The 12,574-nt window shown below is 72.4% G+C and carries 19 protein-coding genes and 1 pseudogene; 6 read left to right on the top strand and 14 right to left on the bottom strand.

All coding sequences use genetic code 11. The features are described from left to right. Positions 1-291 precede the first annotated feature (291 nt). Both ACZ3TI_RS08400 and ACZ3TI_RS08395 read right to left on the bottom strand, forming a co-directional pair. Entirely contained in the window at positions 292-501 is a 210-nt protein-coding gene (locus ACZ3TI_RS08400; RefSeq protein WP_465724748.1) for a DUF397 domain-containing protein, read from the bottom strand. Between the two features lie 26 nt (positions 502-527). Further along, positions 528-1,382: a helix-turn-helix domain-containing protein gene (locus ACZ3TI_RS08395; protein ID WP_465724746.1), complete on the bottom strand. Its 855-nt coding sequence runs from the start codon at positions 1,380-1,382 to the stop codon at positions 528-530. A gap of 234 nt (positions 1,383-1,616) precedes the next feature. Here ACZ3TI_RS08395 and ACZ3TI_RS08390 point away from each other — a divergent pair, with 234 nt between their 5' ends. The 3 genes from ACZ3TI_RS08390 (at position 1,617) to ACZ3TI_RS08380 (ending at position 3,004) form a co-directional block, all read left to right on the top strand. Then, on the top strand, positions 1,617-2,060 hold the full coding sequence (locus ACZ3TI_RS08390; protein ID WP_465724744.1) for an ATP-binding protein: 444 nt from the start codon (positions 1,617-1,619) through the stop codon (positions 2,058-2,060). Beyond that, entirely contained in the window at positions 2,057-2,332 is a 276-nt protein-coding gene (locus ACZ3TI_RS08385) for a hypothetical protein (protein ID WP_465724742.1), read from the top strand. Before ACZ3TI_RS08390 ends, ACZ3TI_RS08385 begins: the two co-directional genes overlap by 4 nt. Before the next feature lie 327 nt (positions 2,333-2,659). Beyond that, a complete protein-coding gene (locus ACZ3TI_RS08380; RefSeq protein WP_465724740.1) occupies positions 2,660-3,004 on the top strand; it encodes a hypothetical protein in 345 nt (114 codons plus the stop codon). A gap of 97 nt (positions 3,005-3,101) precedes the next feature. On the opposite strand, the gene ACZ3TI_RS08375 is transcribed toward ACZ3TI_RS08380, so the two are convergent. Next, positions 3,102-3,272, bottom strand: coding sequence for a hypothetical protein (locus tag ACZ3TI_RS08375; RefSeq protein WP_465724738.1), 171 nt, complete (start codon positions 3,270-3,272; stop codon positions 3,102-3,104). A 183-nt stretch (positions 3,273-3,455) separates the two neighbouring features. Between ACZ3TI_RS08375 and ACZ3TI_RS08370 the strand changes: the two genes are divergently transcribed. Then, positions 3,456-5,270, top strand: a complete 1,815-nt coding sequence (locus ACZ3TI_RS08370; RefSeq protein ID WP_465724736.1) for a glycoside hydrolase family 35 protein — start codon at positions 3,456-3,458, stop codon at positions 5,268-5,270. Between the two features lie 58 nt (positions 5,271-5,328). Here the strand turns inward: ACZ3TI_RS08370 and ACZ3TI_RS08365 are convergent, their stop codons facing one another. From ACZ3TI_RS08365 to ACZ3TI_RS08355, 3 genes are all read right to left on the bottom strand, one after another. After that, complete coding sequence (locus tag ACZ3TI_RS08365; RefSeq protein WP_465724734.1) at positions 5,329-6,147, bottom strand: DUF4253 domain-containing protein; 819 nt, start codon at positions 6,145-6,147, stop codon at positions 5,329-5,331. A gap of 136 nt (positions 6,148-6,283) precedes the next feature. Beyond that, positions 6,284-6,421, bottom strand: a complete 138-nt coding sequence (locus ACZ3TI_RS08360; RefSeq protein ID WP_465724732.1) for a hypothetical protein — start codon at positions 6,419-6,421, stop codon at positions 6,284-6,286. A 129-nt stretch (positions 6,422-6,550) separates the two neighbouring features. Continuing rightward, entirely contained in the window at positions 6,551-7,552 is a 1,002-nt protein-coding gene (locus ACZ3TI_RS08355; protein WP_465724730.1) for an aldo/keto reductase, read from the bottom strand. Between the two features lie 318 nt (positions 7,553-7,870). On the opposite strand from ACZ3TI_RS08355, the pseudogene ACZ3TI_RS08350 reads away from it, so the two are divergent. Then, positions 7,871-8,002, top strand: a pseudogene (locus ACZ3TI_RS08350) (RNA-guided endonuclease TnpB family protein); the annotation flags it as partial. Positions 8,003-8,065: 63 nt separating this feature from the next. On the opposite strand, the gene ACZ3TI_RS08345 reads toward ACZ3TI_RS08350, so the two are convergent. The 5 genes from ACZ3TI_RS08345 to ACZ3TI_RS08325 form a co-directional block, all read right to left on the bottom strand. Next, the gene (locus tag ACZ3TI_RS08345) at positions 8,066-8,536 is read right to left on the bottom strand and encodes a DUF5959 family protein (protein WP_465724728.1); all 471 of its coding nucleotides are present in this window, start codon (positions 8,534-8,536) and stop codon (positions 8,066-8,068) included. 123 nt (positions 8,537-8,659) lie between these two features. Beyond that, positions 8,660-9,331, bottom strand: a complete 672-nt coding sequence (locus tag ACZ3TI_RS08340) for a hypothetical protein (RefSeq protein ID WP_465724726.1) — start codon at positions 9,329-9,331, stop codon at positions 8,660-8,662. Between the two features lie 71 nt (positions 9,332-9,402). Next, positions 9,403-10,056 carry a hypothetical protein gene (locus ACZ3TI_RS08335; RefSeq protein WP_465724724.1) on the bottom strand — a complete coding sequence of 218 codons (654 nt, stop codon included), beginning with the start codon at positions 10,054-10,056 and terminating at the stop codon, positions 9,403-9,405. 12 nt (positions 10,057-10,068) lie between these two features. Beyond that, on the bottom strand, positions 10,069-10,449 hold the full coding sequence (locus tag ACZ3TI_RS08330; RefSeq protein WP_465724722.1) for a hypothetical protein: 381 nt from the start codon (positions 10,447-10,449) through the stop codon (positions 10,069-10,071). Next, positions 10,437-10,745, bottom strand: coding sequence for an ATP-binding protein (locus ACZ3TI_RS08325; protein WP_465724720.1), 309 nt, complete (start codon positions 10,743-10,745; stop codon positions 10,437-10,439). Before ACZ3TI_RS08325 ends, ACZ3TI_RS08330 begins: the two co-directional genes overlap by 13 nt. Positions 10,746-10,952: 207 nt before the next feature. Between ACZ3TI_RS08325 and ACZ3TI_RS08320 the strand changes: the two genes are divergently transcribed. After that, positions 10,953-11,168: a hypothetical protein gene (locus tag ACZ3TI_RS08320; protein ID WP_465724718.1), complete on the top strand. Its 216-nt coding sequence runs from the start codon at positions 10,953-10,955 to the stop codon at positions 11,166-11,168. A 101-nt stretch (positions 11,169-11,269) separates the two neighbouring features. On the opposite strand, the gene ACZ3TI_RS08315 is transcribed toward ACZ3TI_RS08320, so the two are convergent. From ACZ3TI_RS08315 to ACZ3TI_RS08305, 3 genes are all read right to left on the bottom strand, one after another. Then, positions 11,270-11,347, bottom strand: a complete 78-nt coding sequence (locus ACZ3TI_RS08315; protein WP_464336931.1) for a hypothetical protein — start codon at positions 11,345-11,347, stop codon at positions 11,270-11,272. Between the two features lie 80 nt (positions 11,348-11,427). Then, positions 11,428-11,934, bottom strand: a complete 507-nt coding sequence (locus tag ACZ3TI_RS08310) for a cupin domain-containing protein (protein WP_465724716.1) — start codon at positions 11,932-11,934, stop codon at positions 11,428-11,430. Positions 11,935-12,016: 82 nt separating this feature from the next. Continuing rightward, positions 12,017-12,478, bottom strand: coding sequence for a MarR family winged helix-turn-helix transcriptional regulator (locus ACZ3TI_RS08305; RefSeq protein ID WP_465724714.1), 462 nt, complete (start codon positions 12,476-12,478; stop codon positions 12,017-12,019). Positions 12,479-12,574: the final 96 nt, after the last annotated feature.

Raw genomic sequence — 12,574 nt, 5'->3', positions numbered from 1 at the left:
CGTGACCATACGACGGATGAGGAAGAGTGCGGAAGACAGCCGACGGCGGCCCCGGGGACAGAGCCGTGGACGACGGGATGACGCGGCGTCGGCGAACCCCCGTCCCCGCCTCCTGCCCGCACGGACAGATCGCCTCCTGGGACGGCTGCCACCCGCTCGGCCCGGCCATACCCGTCGGCCCGACCAACCCACCCGCCACACCCCGCTGAACCGCCCGCGGCCGGAAGAGCTTCGGCAGCCAGGGGTGCCCCGCCCGGCGATCGCGCCGGGCGGGGCACCCCTGGTGTCAGGTCAGTCGGCGGGGAACTCGCCGCCCTTGACCCCTGCGAGGAACGAGGACCAGGCATCGGCGGGGAACAGCAGGACCGGCCCGTCCGGGTCCTTCGAGTCGCGGATGGCCATTCCGCTCGACACCGGCTGCCGGACCTCCACGCACTCGTTCGCCTGGGCACTGTAGCTGCTCTTGTACCAACTCCGAGCGCCACTCTCCGGCACAGTCACGCGTCGCACCTCTTCTGATCTCATCGTCATGTCGCCGCAGCGATGGCCGCGATCATATCCAGCGACTCCTTGGGGTTCAGAGCAGCTGATCGCAGATACTCGAAGACCAGTCCGTAGCCGTCCAGTTCGCCCTGCTGCTCCAGGTAGTGGCTGCTTGTCAGTGTCTCCAGGAACACGGCTCCGGCGGTGGGCGAGTCGGAGAAGCCGTACATCACGAAGGCGCCGCACGCGCCGGCAGTCGCGCCGACGCCCAACGGCACTACCTGCAAGGTGACGTTGGGCAGCTGCGCCATCTCCGTCAAGTGCTGCAGCTGCTCCCGGTGTACCTCCTCCCCTCCCACCGGACACCTGAGCGCAGGCTCCCAGATGATCGCCCAGAACCGGGCCGGGTCCGGCTTCGCGAGGACTTCCTTGCGCTCCATCCGGATCTCGACCAGCTGATCGATGCGCTCCGGTCGCACCGCGGCCGGATTCGCTTCCAGCAGTGCCCTGGCGTAGCCCTTCGTCTGCAACAGGCCGGGGACCACCATGGTCTGCCACATGCGGATGTACCGGGCGTCGTCCTCCAGCCCGAGAACATCGACGTAGGCAGAGGGGATCGTGTCGCCGTAGTCGTGCCACCATCCACGCTTCTTGCTGTCCCTCGCCAGCCCCTCCAGAGCATCACGCTCCTTGCCGGCCACCCCGTACAGGTCCAGCAGGATCCCGAGGTCCAGCCGGCGAACGCCGGACGCGCCGGTCTCTATGCGGCTGATCTTGGCGCGGGAGCAGGCAAGGGCCTGCGCCGCGTCATCCGTCCCCTTGTTCACGGCTTCGCGGAGGCGGCGGAGCTCCGAGCCGAGTCGGCGGGCACGGACGGTCGGCTTCGGTTCATCGGCCATGTGCAAGTCCTCTCACCTGACGGCCCCAGTCTGCCTTGTGACGATTCGTCAATCCAGCGTAGCCGCATCTGCATCGTTGCAGTTGTTCTGCTTGCAGGTTGAACCAATACAGGTGCATGCTACCTGGAGTAGTGAGCGCGTCCACACACAGTGATCATGGCGGGCTCATCGTCCGGGCATTCCCATGCCTTCCTCGGCCGTCTTCACCCCGCACACTCCGGAGGTGGCTCCGCCATGCCTGAAACCGACTCCCCCTCCCCCTCCCCCGCCTCCACCGAGACGGCCTGCCGGCTGCCCCGGCGCCCGACCTCCCCCGGTGTCGCCCGGCAGCGGCTGCGCGAGTTCCTCGCCCCCTTCCCGGTCGGCGAACTCCTCCTCCCGACCGGCGAGTTGCTCGTCAGCGAGCTGGTCACCAACGCCGTCCAGCACGCCCGGGCGCCGCGCGACCGCCTGATCCACGTCCACTTCCGCCTCGACCCGGACGACACCCTCCGCATCGAGGTCCACGACGCCGGCAGCGAGAAGCCCGCGCTCCGCGACGCCCCCGTCTGCGCCGAGAGCGGCCGGGGCCTGCTCCTCGTCCACGAGTTGGCCCAGAGCTGGGGCTGCTGCCCGCGCGAGGGCGGCATCGGCAAGTTCGTCTGGTGCCACATCACTCCCGAGGAGTCCGCCGCGTGACCACCATCGTCCGGGCCGGGATCACCGGCATCATGGCGCCCGCCCTGTTCCCCGGCCTCGACCACGCCCTGCCCGTCCTCTGGGAGCACGTCCGCGAACTCCCCGTCCGCGAGGCCCACCGGGACTTCATCCGGATCTGCATCGGACCCGGCGGCGGCGAGGGCGTCGCCCGCTGCCTCGCCCGGGGCGGCATCTGGAGCACCACCCTCTACGTCGGCGGCATGACCGACTGGACCGCCCACCCGATCACCATCACCACCCACCACACCTGACCCCCCGCCCCGCCCAGCGTGCGCGCCGGGCGGGGCACCCCGCGTTGCCTCCGGTGCGGCCCGCTGCGGCCGGACGTCCTACCGGTTGGTAGGTTGACCCCCCGCAACGAGGAACTATCGGGGGAACCAGTGGGGAACCAAGACCGGCGCAGACGCGCCGGAGGCCTGTGGGCACGGGGCGCGGCCGTTCTGGCGGCCCTGGGCGGTGCGAGCTGGCTGCTGGCCCAGGCGGCGGCTCCGCCGAGGGGGTCCGTGGAGGCGCTGACCGGGCGGGGCCTCGGGGCTTCCGTCGCTTCGGTCCTGGGAGCGGTCACCGCCGGGTCCTGGATGGCCGCGTCGAGCGCGCTGGTGATCGCCCTGGCCATCGGCGCGGTGGGCGCGGTCCGGGACTGCTGGCGCGCGGGCCGCCGGTCCGGCATGAGCACCGGGGCCCTGCTCGGCTGGGGCGCGGCGGGCTTGGCGGCCTTGTTCTGGGTGCACCAGCTGGTAGCGGCTGTCGTCCCGACGGGTTCCGTCACGATGCGGCCGCACCCCGACGCCGACGGGTTCCTGGAGATCCCCTACGGGCCCGACCCGGCCCTGGCCGCGCTGATCGTCGCGGCGGTGGCCGTCGCCCGGTGGCTCCGCGCCGGCCGCCGGCTGCCGTGGACCCGCCGGATGAGGACGACGTAGGGCATCGAGGCCCTCCCTCAGGGCCCCCTGAACTCCCCCGTCCCCGCCCGGCGTGCGCGCCGGGCGGGGACGGAGAACCACGCGGGAGCAGGCCACCTCATTCGGCCGAGAACTCGCTCCACGAGCGGACACCCGAGGTGACGTCGAAGACCTCGGACAACGTCGAGAAGACGGCGGCATCCCCGTTCCCGACCCAGAAGGGCATTCCGGACCGGACGTTGCCCATCCCGTCGGAGGACTCCAGGAATTCGCGGTACCCCAGTTCCATCCCTTCGAGTTCCGATATCCGACTCGCACCGGGCAGATAAAGAGACACATTGACCCACGCGCGGAAGACCACGCTCCGGATCCCGTCGAAACACGGACCGCGGGGAACCGGACACCGGGTGCGGCCGCGCCCGGCTAGGCTCGCCCGTGCCGGGGTCTCCAGTCGGGAAGGCGGGGTACGCGCATGCTCGGATACGACGCGGACGGGTTCGTGCGGGACGGGGTGGCGCACCGGGTGGTGGCCGGGGCGGTGCACTACTTCCGCGTCCACCCGCAGCTGTGGGAGGACCGGCTGCGGCGGGTGCGGGCGCTGGGGGTGAACACGGTGGACACCTACGTGCCGTGGAACTTCCACGAACTCCCCGACGGGCGGGTGGACTTCACCGGCTGGCGGGACGTGGGGCGCTTCGTGCGGCTGGCCGGCGGCTTGGGGCTGGACGTGATCCTGCGCCCGGGCCCGTACATCTGCGCGGAGTGGGAGTTCGGCGGGCTGCCGGCCCGGTTGCTGGCGGTGGACGGGCTGCGGCTGCGCTGCGCGGACCCGGCGTACCTGGCGGAGGTGGACGGCTGGTTCGACGCGCTGGTGCCCGAGCTGCTGCCGCTGCTGGCGAGCCGGGGCGGTCCGGTGGTGGCGGTCCAGGTGGAGAACGAGTACGGCAGCTACGGCGACGACACCGCGTACCTGCTGCACCTGCGCGACGGCTTGGTGCGGCGCGGGGTGGACTGCCTGCTGTTCACCGCCGACGGCGCCCACGACACCATGCAGCAGGGCGGCGCCCTGCCCGGGCACCTGGCCACCGCGACCTTCGGCTCGCGCGCCCCCGAACGGCTCGCGGTGCTGCGCCGCCACCAGCCCGAAGGCCCGCTGACCGCCATGGAGTTCTGGATCGGCTGGTTCGACCAGTGGGGCCTGCCGCACCACGTGCGCGACGCGAAGGAGACCGCCGCCTCGCTGGACGAACTGCTCGCCACCGGCGCCTCCGTCAGCCTCTACATGGCGCACGGCGGCACCAGCTTCGGCCTGTGGGCCGGCGCCAACCACTCCGGTGCGCACCCGCTGGACGCCGGGTACGAGCCGACCGTCACCAGCTACGACTACGACGCGCCGATCGGCGAGGCCGGCGAGCTGACCGAGAAGTTCCACGCGCTGCGCGAGGTCATCGGCCGCTACCTGCCGCTACCCGAGGGCGAGTTGCCCGCCGACCCGCCCCGGGTATCCCCGCAGCGCCTGGAGCGGGCACAGGGGCGGGCGGCGCTGCTGGAGAGCCTGGACGCGCTGTCGCAGCCGGTGGAGCAGGCCGCGCCGCTGCCCATGGAGCAGCTCGGGCAGTCCCTGGGCCTGATCCACTACCGCACCCACGTACCCGGCCCGCGCCCCGAACTGCCGCTGCGCGTCGACGGGTTGGCCGACCGGGCGCAGGTGTTCGCGGACGGCCGCCCGCTGGGCGTGCTCGAGCGCAACTCCCCCGGCGCGACGCTGCCGCTGGCCACCGGGGCGGACGGCGTCACCCTGGACATCCTGGTCGAGGCGCTGGGGCGGGTGAACTACGGCCCGCAGATGGACGACCGCAAGGGCATCACGCGCGGTGTCTCGCACGGCGGGCAGCGGCTGTTCGGCTGGCAGGTCCGCCCGCTGCCGCTCACCGACCTGTCCGCGCTGGACCTCACCGGCCCGTCCGCGCTGGACCTCGGCGACGGCGCCGAAGTCCGCGACGGGGAGCCGGTGTTCCACCGCTTCACCGCCGAACTCCCCTCCCCCGCCGACGCGTTCGTGGCATTGCCCGGCTGGGGCCGCGGACTGCTGTGGCTCAACGGCTTCCTCCTCGGCCGCTACTGCGCCGCCGGCCCCCAGCGCACCCTCTACGCCCCGGCGCCACTGTGGCGCCCGGGCGGCAACGAACTGGTCGTCCTCGAGCTCGAACACCATGGCGGGGCGGTGGAGTTGCGGGACCGGCCGGACCTCGGGCCGACCACGGCGGCGCCGAGCTCCGAGTACTGACGTCCGAGTACCGGCGTCCGAGTACCGGCGTCCGAGTACGGGCGGGGCGCGGGCCGGGTCAGTCCCACCAGAAGGACCACCGGTGGGCGCCCACCAGCTGCTCGGCGTACTCGGTGAGGCTGCCGGTGCCCTGGAAGACCAGGTCGGGGCAGAGGGCCATGTGCTCGGCGGCCGGCCGCAGCGCCTCGGCGAGCGTGGCGGACGGCACGGGGACGCTCAACTCCAGGGTGTCGAAGCCGGCTTCGACGACCTGGGCGCCGAAGCGGCGCTCCCAGTCGGCGAGCACGGCGGCGATCTTGGCGATGTCGTTCTCGTGGTTCGTCGGGCCGCCCCACCCGCACACCGCCAGCGCCTCGGCGCCGCTGCCGGCCCGTACCAGGCCCAGGCGGACGTCCTTGACGCACTGCAGCACGTCGGCCAGGGCCCGGGCCTCGGCGCCGGCCGCGCCGTCGGGCACGTCCACGGCCGGGGCCGGGCCGGGCCAGGTCAGGCCGTAGGGGGCGAGGGCCTCGGCGAGCTCTTCGTCGTCCTCGCTGTCGCCGTCCTCGTCCGCGCCGCCCGTCTCCCACCAGCTGTTCAGCAGCGCGGCCGGGTCGTACAGCTCGACGGCGCAGGCGTCGCTCGGGTAGAGCTCGCCGGACAGCCAGGGACGGAAGTCCGGGTCCCCGGCGTTCAGCGGGCTCAGCAGCAGCGGCCACAGCCCGGTCCGCGGGTGCGCCCGGTGCAGCCGCGCCCACAGCCCGGCGGGCGCGGGGGCGTCGCTGACCCACAGCAGCGGCTCCCGCCCCTCGCCCTCGTCCCCGGCGACCAGGCGCCCGGGCGGCAGGGGTACGGGCAGGTCGGCGAGGGCGGCGGCGAGGTCCGGGGGCTGCGTCATGCCGCCCACCGTAGGCGCGGGCACCGACAACGGGCTGGGGGCGGCCGGGGCTGGGTTGCCCGACGGATCCGGCTTCCCACGTCCGGGGACGCGGGAAGCCGGGATACTGCTGCCCGCCGGGCGGGCGGGCCTGCGGTTACGGGCAGTTGCCGACGAGGCCGGCGAGGCTGCTGTAGGCCGGGCTCTGCGCCAGGGCCGACGCCGACACGACGGCGAGCGTGGTCGCGGCGAACGCCAGAACGATCACGGCGCCGATACGCTTCCTGATGTTCATCGTGGTGGTCCCCCCTATCCAACCGGCGGTCTTTTCTGGCCAGTTGGCCAATACTGTGCTCATGCCGCAACGGCAGCGCAGGCAACTTGTGCAGCGCACGTACCAGGCGTATCGGGCCGAACCGGCACCTCACGCCCAGGGCAGCTGCGAGCGGGTGCGCCAGTACGCCTCCGCCGGCTCGGCCATGGCGTCGAGGGCGGCGAGGTCCTGCGGGGCCAGGTCCGCCTGGGCCGCCGTCAGGTTGGAGGCGAGCTGGTCGAGGGTGGCGGCGCCGGACAGGACGACGTCGGCCCAGGGCTGGGCGGCGGCCGCGGCCAGGGCGAGGGCGTCGGGGGCGGTGCCGGTGCGGTCGGCCAGGGCGCGCAGGGGGGCGGTGTCGGGGCCGGTGGCGTTGCGGCCGGCCAGGCGGCCGTTGGCCATGCCCTCCTTGACCACCACCAGCCAGCCGGCCGCGTGGGCCTCGGCGAGGGCGGGGGCGGCGGAGGTCTCCAGCAGGTTCCAGGTGGCCTGGACGGCGGTGAACAGGGGCCGCCCGGCCACGGTGACGGCGAGGGCCTCGCGGATGGTGTCGCCCTGGGCCGGTCCGCTGGTGGACAGCCCCACCCGCACGCCCTCGGCGGCGAGCGCGGCCAGGCGCTCGTGCAGGGCGGGGTCGGTGAGCGCGGGGCTGCCGGGGACGACGGAGTGGACGAGGTAGACGTCCAGGCGGTCGCCGAGCAGGGCACGGGTCTCGCGGACCTGGCGGTCGAACACCGCCGTCGAGTGCTCCTTGACCTCGTGCGCCGCCACCCCGCTCGCCTGCCAGCCCGCCGTGTACGTGTAGCCCCACTTGCTGCCGACCGTCACCTCGCCCGCCGCCTCGGGGTGTTCGTCCAGCCACCCGGCGAGGAACTCCTCGGCGCGGCCGTAGGAGCGGGCGGTGTCGAAGTAGCGCACCCCGGCGGCGTACGCGGCGTCCAGCAGGGCGTGGGTGCGCTCGCGCAGCGCCTCGACGGTCCGCTCGGCGGGCAGGTCGGCGTCGCGTCCGAGGGTGATGTAGCCGGGCCGGCCGACGGCCGCGGTGCCCAGCCCCAGGCGCGCGGGGGCTGCGGCGGTTCCGGCGGCGGGGGCGGTCGGCAGGTCGGTCGGCATGGCGTGATCTCCTCGGGCGCGACGGTTCTCACCTGCGACTTTAGCCGCGCCGCCTCAGCCGCCCGCGATCACGGCCCGGATCCGGAACGCGCACCCGGGCCGGTCGCCGCACAGGCTCGGCCCCCGGTGCGGGGGCACCCGGCTCGAACCTGAAGCCGTTACCAGCCACCTTCATTCGGGTCGATACACCGTCAATTCCTGTGGCATCCAACCGATATGATTCTGGGAACGGGTGTGGCTTGCGGAGGTATCTTCGGTAGTACTGGTGCAGTCCCTGGGGGACCTGCACGCCGGCTACCGAAACTTCTTTTCCTCCGCCACCAATCGGTGTACGTGGAAGACCTCGCGGTGTCCGGCCTCGGACGGACGCGGCTCGCCAGGAGCGTTCACGACGCCGGATGGTCCGCATTCCTCGACATGCTGGAGTACAAGGCCGCCAAGCACGGCCGCCACGCCCGGGGAGTGAGGGGCGCTGCGGCAGGCCCGGGCGGTACTGCTCAACTCGGACACTGCTCAGCTCGGGCGGGTCGCACGCCATTCGTAGGTCATGGGGGACGTCTCCGCGACTTCACTGGGCCAGGTCTGCCGGACCTGCTCCAGCCGGTCGTGGTGCTCCTCCATCCAGCCCTCCTGCGGCCGGATCCACAGCATCACGCTGAGACGGTCGGGATCGTGGATCGTCACGGCCAGGGAGTGGTCCTCCTGCAGGTGGAGGGCCAGGCTCGGCCCGCGATCCCCACCGATGCCGGCGTCCGTGCCGGGAACGAGGCCGGCGAGCCCGTGCTTCCAGGCGTCGAGGTCCTGCCGGAAGAGGCAGAGCTCCAACCGGACGTCGACGAAGTCGGCGTGCGCCAGGACCTCGGCCCGGAGAACGTCGTGACCGCTCAGCACCCCGGGCTCGAGGCGACCGGTGACGCGCACGATGCAGCGGTCGCCGTCCGCGTCCTCCAGGTGGATCAGGTCCATTGCGTCCGGTTCGGTCACCGTCGGCCTCGCTCTCTCGTGCCGGTCCCGCGTGGATGTCGGCCTACCTCGCCCACCGGGCCGCGGTCAGCCGGGCCGGAGGGCCGCTGTTCCTGTCGCAGTCCCCGGTCCTGGGGAAGGTCGTCACCCCTGGGCCGGATACCCGATCTGGGCGACGTCCTCCGCGAGTCGGGGGATGTCCAGTTCCGGGTTCAGCAACGACACGACGTGCTGGGTGAGGGGGTGCAGCGCGTAGACGTGCCGGACGGCCGCCATGTCGACCGCCACCTCGTAGTACTCCTCCGCGAACCGCCGGTACGCCTCGGGACGGCCGTCCAGCAGCACCTCGAACAACCACTCGGCGCTGCCGTCGTCCTCCACGCCCTCCGGCAGGGGCTCGACGGCCCCGGCCTTCCACGCGGTGTCGGCTTGTTCGCGCCAGAAGCACACCGTCGCCCGCGGCGTTCCGTCGTCGCAGAAGGCGGGCTCCTCGACGTGGGCGCGGAAGGCCTCCGGCACCCCGTCGAACAGGCCCGGCCACGGCGCCGGAGGCGTCGCTCGGTACGGGGTCATCGGCGACTCGTGATCGAAACCGCGGGCATAAGTGCCTGCCGGTGAGAAGACGATCGCGTACTCGTTGCCGCAACCGTCGCGCATCGAGGCCATCTCCTCCGTCGGCGACCAGTGGGAGTCGAACGAGAAGTACCGGCTCCCCCACTCCGGGCTCAGGATGGCGTCCAGCATCGCCATGGCGCGGGAGCGGTCCCGGACGAGCGAGATCTCGGGCAACTGGCGGATCAGGTCAGAAACAGGCACGGCCACATCAAACCCGCCCCCACTGACACCGCCCGCACCGCCCTCACGGGAGCAGCGAAGAAGTTCAACGGTCACACAAGGGGAGCCGCCACCGAACTCGTGCCGGAACCACTCAGGGGTGAGTTCCATGCGGGATCGTGTCGCGGTCTTCCCGTCAGGTGGGTGAGCAGGCGCTGCGCCGTGTTCGGGGCGATGTCCTGCGGGGTGCCTGCCGCGACCAGGGCCGCGCCGAGTCGTGCCGAGGCCGTCTGCGGCAGGTCCAGGTCGTCGAGCAGGGGGAGGACGAGCAGCAGGCGGGTGTCGGAGTCCTCGACCCCGACCGCCCCGGGTGCGGGGTCGTCGGCGATCCGGACCAGCTCGCGCCACGTCAGGCCTGCCCCCGAGAAGTCTCCTTCCCAACTGCCGATCCGCTGGGCGCGGCTCCGTCCCGGACAGGTGAGGAGGTAGTCGATCCCGTAGTCGCCGACCAGATTGCGGTAGACCAGGACGACGCCTGGGGCGGATGCCGCCGGTATCCGGAACACCGGCCAGCGCTCGGGGTCGAACAGGACCTCGGACAAGGCGTCGGCATCGGCTCCGTCTTCGCCGAACCACTCCGGAACCGGACGCTCAGTGCCGGATGCGCCGCCGCACATCGCCATGAGGTGGTTCGACCAGAAGCCCGGGCCGGCCGCCAGCGGCTCCCCGGCGACCAGCGGGGCTTCGTCGTATCCCTCGATCAGCACCCCGCAAGCCTGTCACGAGCCACTGACACCACGGGATCCGGCGGATGAGGAGTGAGTGGCCGTGATCAGCCCGCTTCCAGGGCGTCGGCCCGCTCGGCCAGGTCGGCTGCGATGTCGTCCCATCCGCAGGCTGTCACCGGCCTCCCGCATCAGCGCCGGCTCGTCCGGCCGCTGCAGGAGCACCAGCCGGTAGGACAGGTTGCGGATCCAGACCGGCAGATAGCCGTCGACCAGGTTGGGGCACAGCTCGCGCAGCATGGCGAGGATCGCGTCCACGTCGGCGAACGTCAGCCGCTCGACGAACAGGAACTCCTGGTGGTCGCCGTCGCATGCCGGTGTCGGACCGTACTCGTCCCCGTAGAGACACCGCGCGTACTCCGTCAGGGTGTGCATGATCCGCAGCCTACGACGCCGCGATCCGCCGGACGGACGGCGTGGGAAGTCGGCGGGGTCGACTTCCTGTGCTTGGGGCAGCAACCCCAGCGCTCGGCAAGCTCGTTGACGAGGAACAGTCCGCGCCCGTGTTCGTCGTCGGGGGTGGAGGTGTGGAGGGCGGGTCGTCCGGTGCCGGCGTCGTGGACCTCGATGCGCAGGCGGTCGCCGATGAGGGCGAAGCGGACCTCGATCAGGCGGTCGGCGGGAGCGTCGGAGTGCTGGACGGCGTTGGCGAGTTCATCGCCGCGGTCCACGTGGGCGAGTTCCCCATCGAGGGCTGACCCGGCGCCGCAGGGCGGGAGTTGAGCACGGGAGCCGATTGCGGGCGAGGGCTCTCCCGGGACAGGGTGTGGGCGCTGACGCGTGTGCGACGCGAGAGGAACCCCGGCCGGTGAAGAGCTTCCTGCACCTCCTCCTCTATCCGCTGTCAAACTCGTGGACGCCCTGCAGGGCCCGGCATCGTGTGCCACGACCCGGTCGACCCGTCCCCGCACGGCAACCCGCGCCACACCCTGGACCGGACGCCGCCGGACGCCGACCCGGCGCGGCTGCTGCGCGAGGCCCGCGCGGACGGACGGGGCGTGGCCCTGGAGCTGGTCCTCGGTACGGAGTCGCACGACTACAGCCAGTACCACGTGGTGCCGCGCGGCGGATTCGCGGGGCGCGGGCGGCTCTGACATACCGCAGCGGGGTACGGCGTCGGCTGCGCCCGGGCACGCGGCCCGGGCGCAGCCGACCCGTTCCAGCCTCGTTTCAGCCGACCTGTTTCAGCCGCGGCTCAGCACTGGGGGCGGCGGCCGTGGTTGGCTCCGCGCCTGGCCCGGGCCTTCTTCTTGCGGCGGCGCTTCGACGACATGGCCACTCCTCTCGCAAGCGGACACCCCCGGTCTTCCACCGTTCCACACCCGGCGCGCGTCCGCTCGACGGCCCCGCCGCTCAGGCGCGGCTCGCGAGGGCGGCGCGCCAGGCGGGGCTGTCGACGTAGTGGTTGTCGAAGCGCTCGGAGGAGGCCGCGATCGCCGCCGGCGGCGTCTCGCCGCGCATGACGCCGCCCAGCAGGCGCAGGTAGTCGAAGCGGTCCATGCCGGTGGTGAACATGAACAGCACGTCGGCCGTGGCGCCCTGGGCGGCGGCGAAGGCGTGCGGGGTGTGCGGGGGCACGGCCAGGAAGTCGCCCGCGCCCAGGACGGTGACCTCTTCGCCGACCAGGACCTCCAGCGCGCCGCTGATGACGAAGAACAGTTCCCAGGCCCGGGTGTGGGCGTGCGAGGGGGCTCCGGCCGCGCCCTCGGCGAAGGTGGAGCGGTAGACGGTGAAGCCGCCCTGCCCCGGGTCCGTCTCGGCGAGCAGGGTCATGGTGGCGCTCGGGTCGGCGCAGGTCTCGGCCTCGGCGCGGCGGGTCAGGATCGGAGCGGCGGGGGCGGTGGTGTTCTTCGTCGTCATGTGATCAATCTACGGCCGGAAAGACCCATGATCAGGTGGCAATCAGCGGACGTTTTTCTGGGTCAATTCCGGCCTCGGGCGGTCATTCGGGCAGGTTGCCGTTGCCGCCGAGGTTGGCGACCATGCGGCGCAGCACGTTGATGGTGGTGACGAAGTCCTCGGGGTCGATGCCCTCGTGGGTGCGTTCGTGGATCTGCAGGTTGCGGTCCCGGGCGCGCTGGCGTCCGGCTTCGCCGTCCTCGGTGAGGGTGAAGGTGCCGTCGACGGCCTCGGTCAGCCAGCCGCGGGCGATCAGGTCGTCGAAGACGGTGTCGAAGTCGGTGTCCTGGTCGTCGTAGGGGGTGAGGCGCTCGACCAGGGTGGTGCGGGTCCAGCCGCCGGGCTTGCCGGCGGTGTGGTTGAGGGTCCACCAGTGCGGCTGGGTGAGGCCCTCCATCGCCAGCTGCTCGCGCAGTCCGCCCACCACGCGGCGGTAGGCCTCGCCGCTCCACGCGCCGATGGGCTGGGCGGCGATGACCTCGGGTGCGTACGCCTTGACCGTCATGTCCCGTACTCCTTCTGCCGGTTCGACCGCTGGTCGTCTGATCTTCAGGGCGTGATCGACAGTAGGACTTCAAGCTGACTTGAGGTCAAGGCGCTC

The organism is Kitasatospora sp. NPDC023120 (assembly GCF_055560835.1).
The sequence above is the reverse complement of the archived record's forward strand: the minus strand, read 5'-3'. Positions and strand labels throughout refer to the sequence as shown.

What these genes read in the sequence shown, in the direction of transcription:
- ACZ3TI_RS08395 (WP_465724746.1), bottom strand. Translation starts at nt 1,382, where the DNA reads ATGGCCGATGAACCGAAGCCGACCGTCCGTGCCCGCCGACTCGGCTCG.
- ACZ3TI_RS08390 (WP_465724744.1), top strand. Translation starts at nt 1,617, where the DNA reads ATGCCTGAAACCGACTCCCCCTCCCCCTCCCCCGCCTCCACCGAGACG.
- ACZ3TI_RS08380 (WP_465724740.1), top strand. Translation starts at nt 2,660, where the DNA reads ATGGCCGCGTCGAGCGCGCTGGTGATCGCCCTGGCCATCGGCGCGGTG.
- ACZ3TI_RS08375 (WP_465724738.1), bottom strand. Translation starts at nt 3,272, where the DNA reads ATGGAACTGGGGTACCGCGAATTCCTGGAGTCCTCCGACGGGATGGGC.
- ACZ3TI_RS08370 (WP_465724736.1), top strand. Translation starts at nt 3,456, where the DNA reads ATGCTCGGATACGACGCGGACGGGTTCGTGCGGGACGGGGTGGCGCAC.
- ACZ3TI_RS08365 (WP_465724734.1), bottom strand. Translation starts at nt 6,147, where the DNA reads ATGACGCAGCCCCCGGACCTCGCCGCCGCCCTCGCCGACCTGCCCGTA.
- ACZ3TI_RS08360 (WP_465724732.1), bottom strand. Translation starts at nt 6,421, where the DNA reads ATGAACATCAGGAAGCGTATCGGCGCCGTGATCGTTCTGGCGTTCGCC.
- ACZ3TI_RS08355 (WP_465724730.1), bottom strand. Translation starts at nt 7,552, where the DNA reads ATGCCGACCGACCTGCCGACCGCCCCCGCCGCCGGAACCGCCGCAGCC.
- ACZ3TI_RS08330 (WP_465724722.1), bottom strand. Translation starts at nt 10,449, where the DNA reads ATGCACACCCTGACGGAGTACGCGCGGTGTCTCTACGGGGACGAGTAC.
- ACZ3TI_RS08315 (WP_464336931.1), bottom strand. Translation starts at nt 11,347, where the DNA reads ATGTCGTCGAAGCGCCGCCGCAAGAAGAAGGCCCGGGCCAGGCGCGGA.
- ACZ3TI_RS08310 (WP_465724716.1), bottom strand. Translation starts at nt 11,934, where the DNA reads ATGACGACGAAGAACACCACCGCCCCCGCCGCTCCGATCCTGACCCGC.
- ACZ3TI_RS08305 (WP_465724714.1), bottom strand. Translation starts at nt 12,478, where the DNA reads ATGACGGTCAAGGCGTACGCACCCGAGGTCATCGCCGCCCAGCCCATC.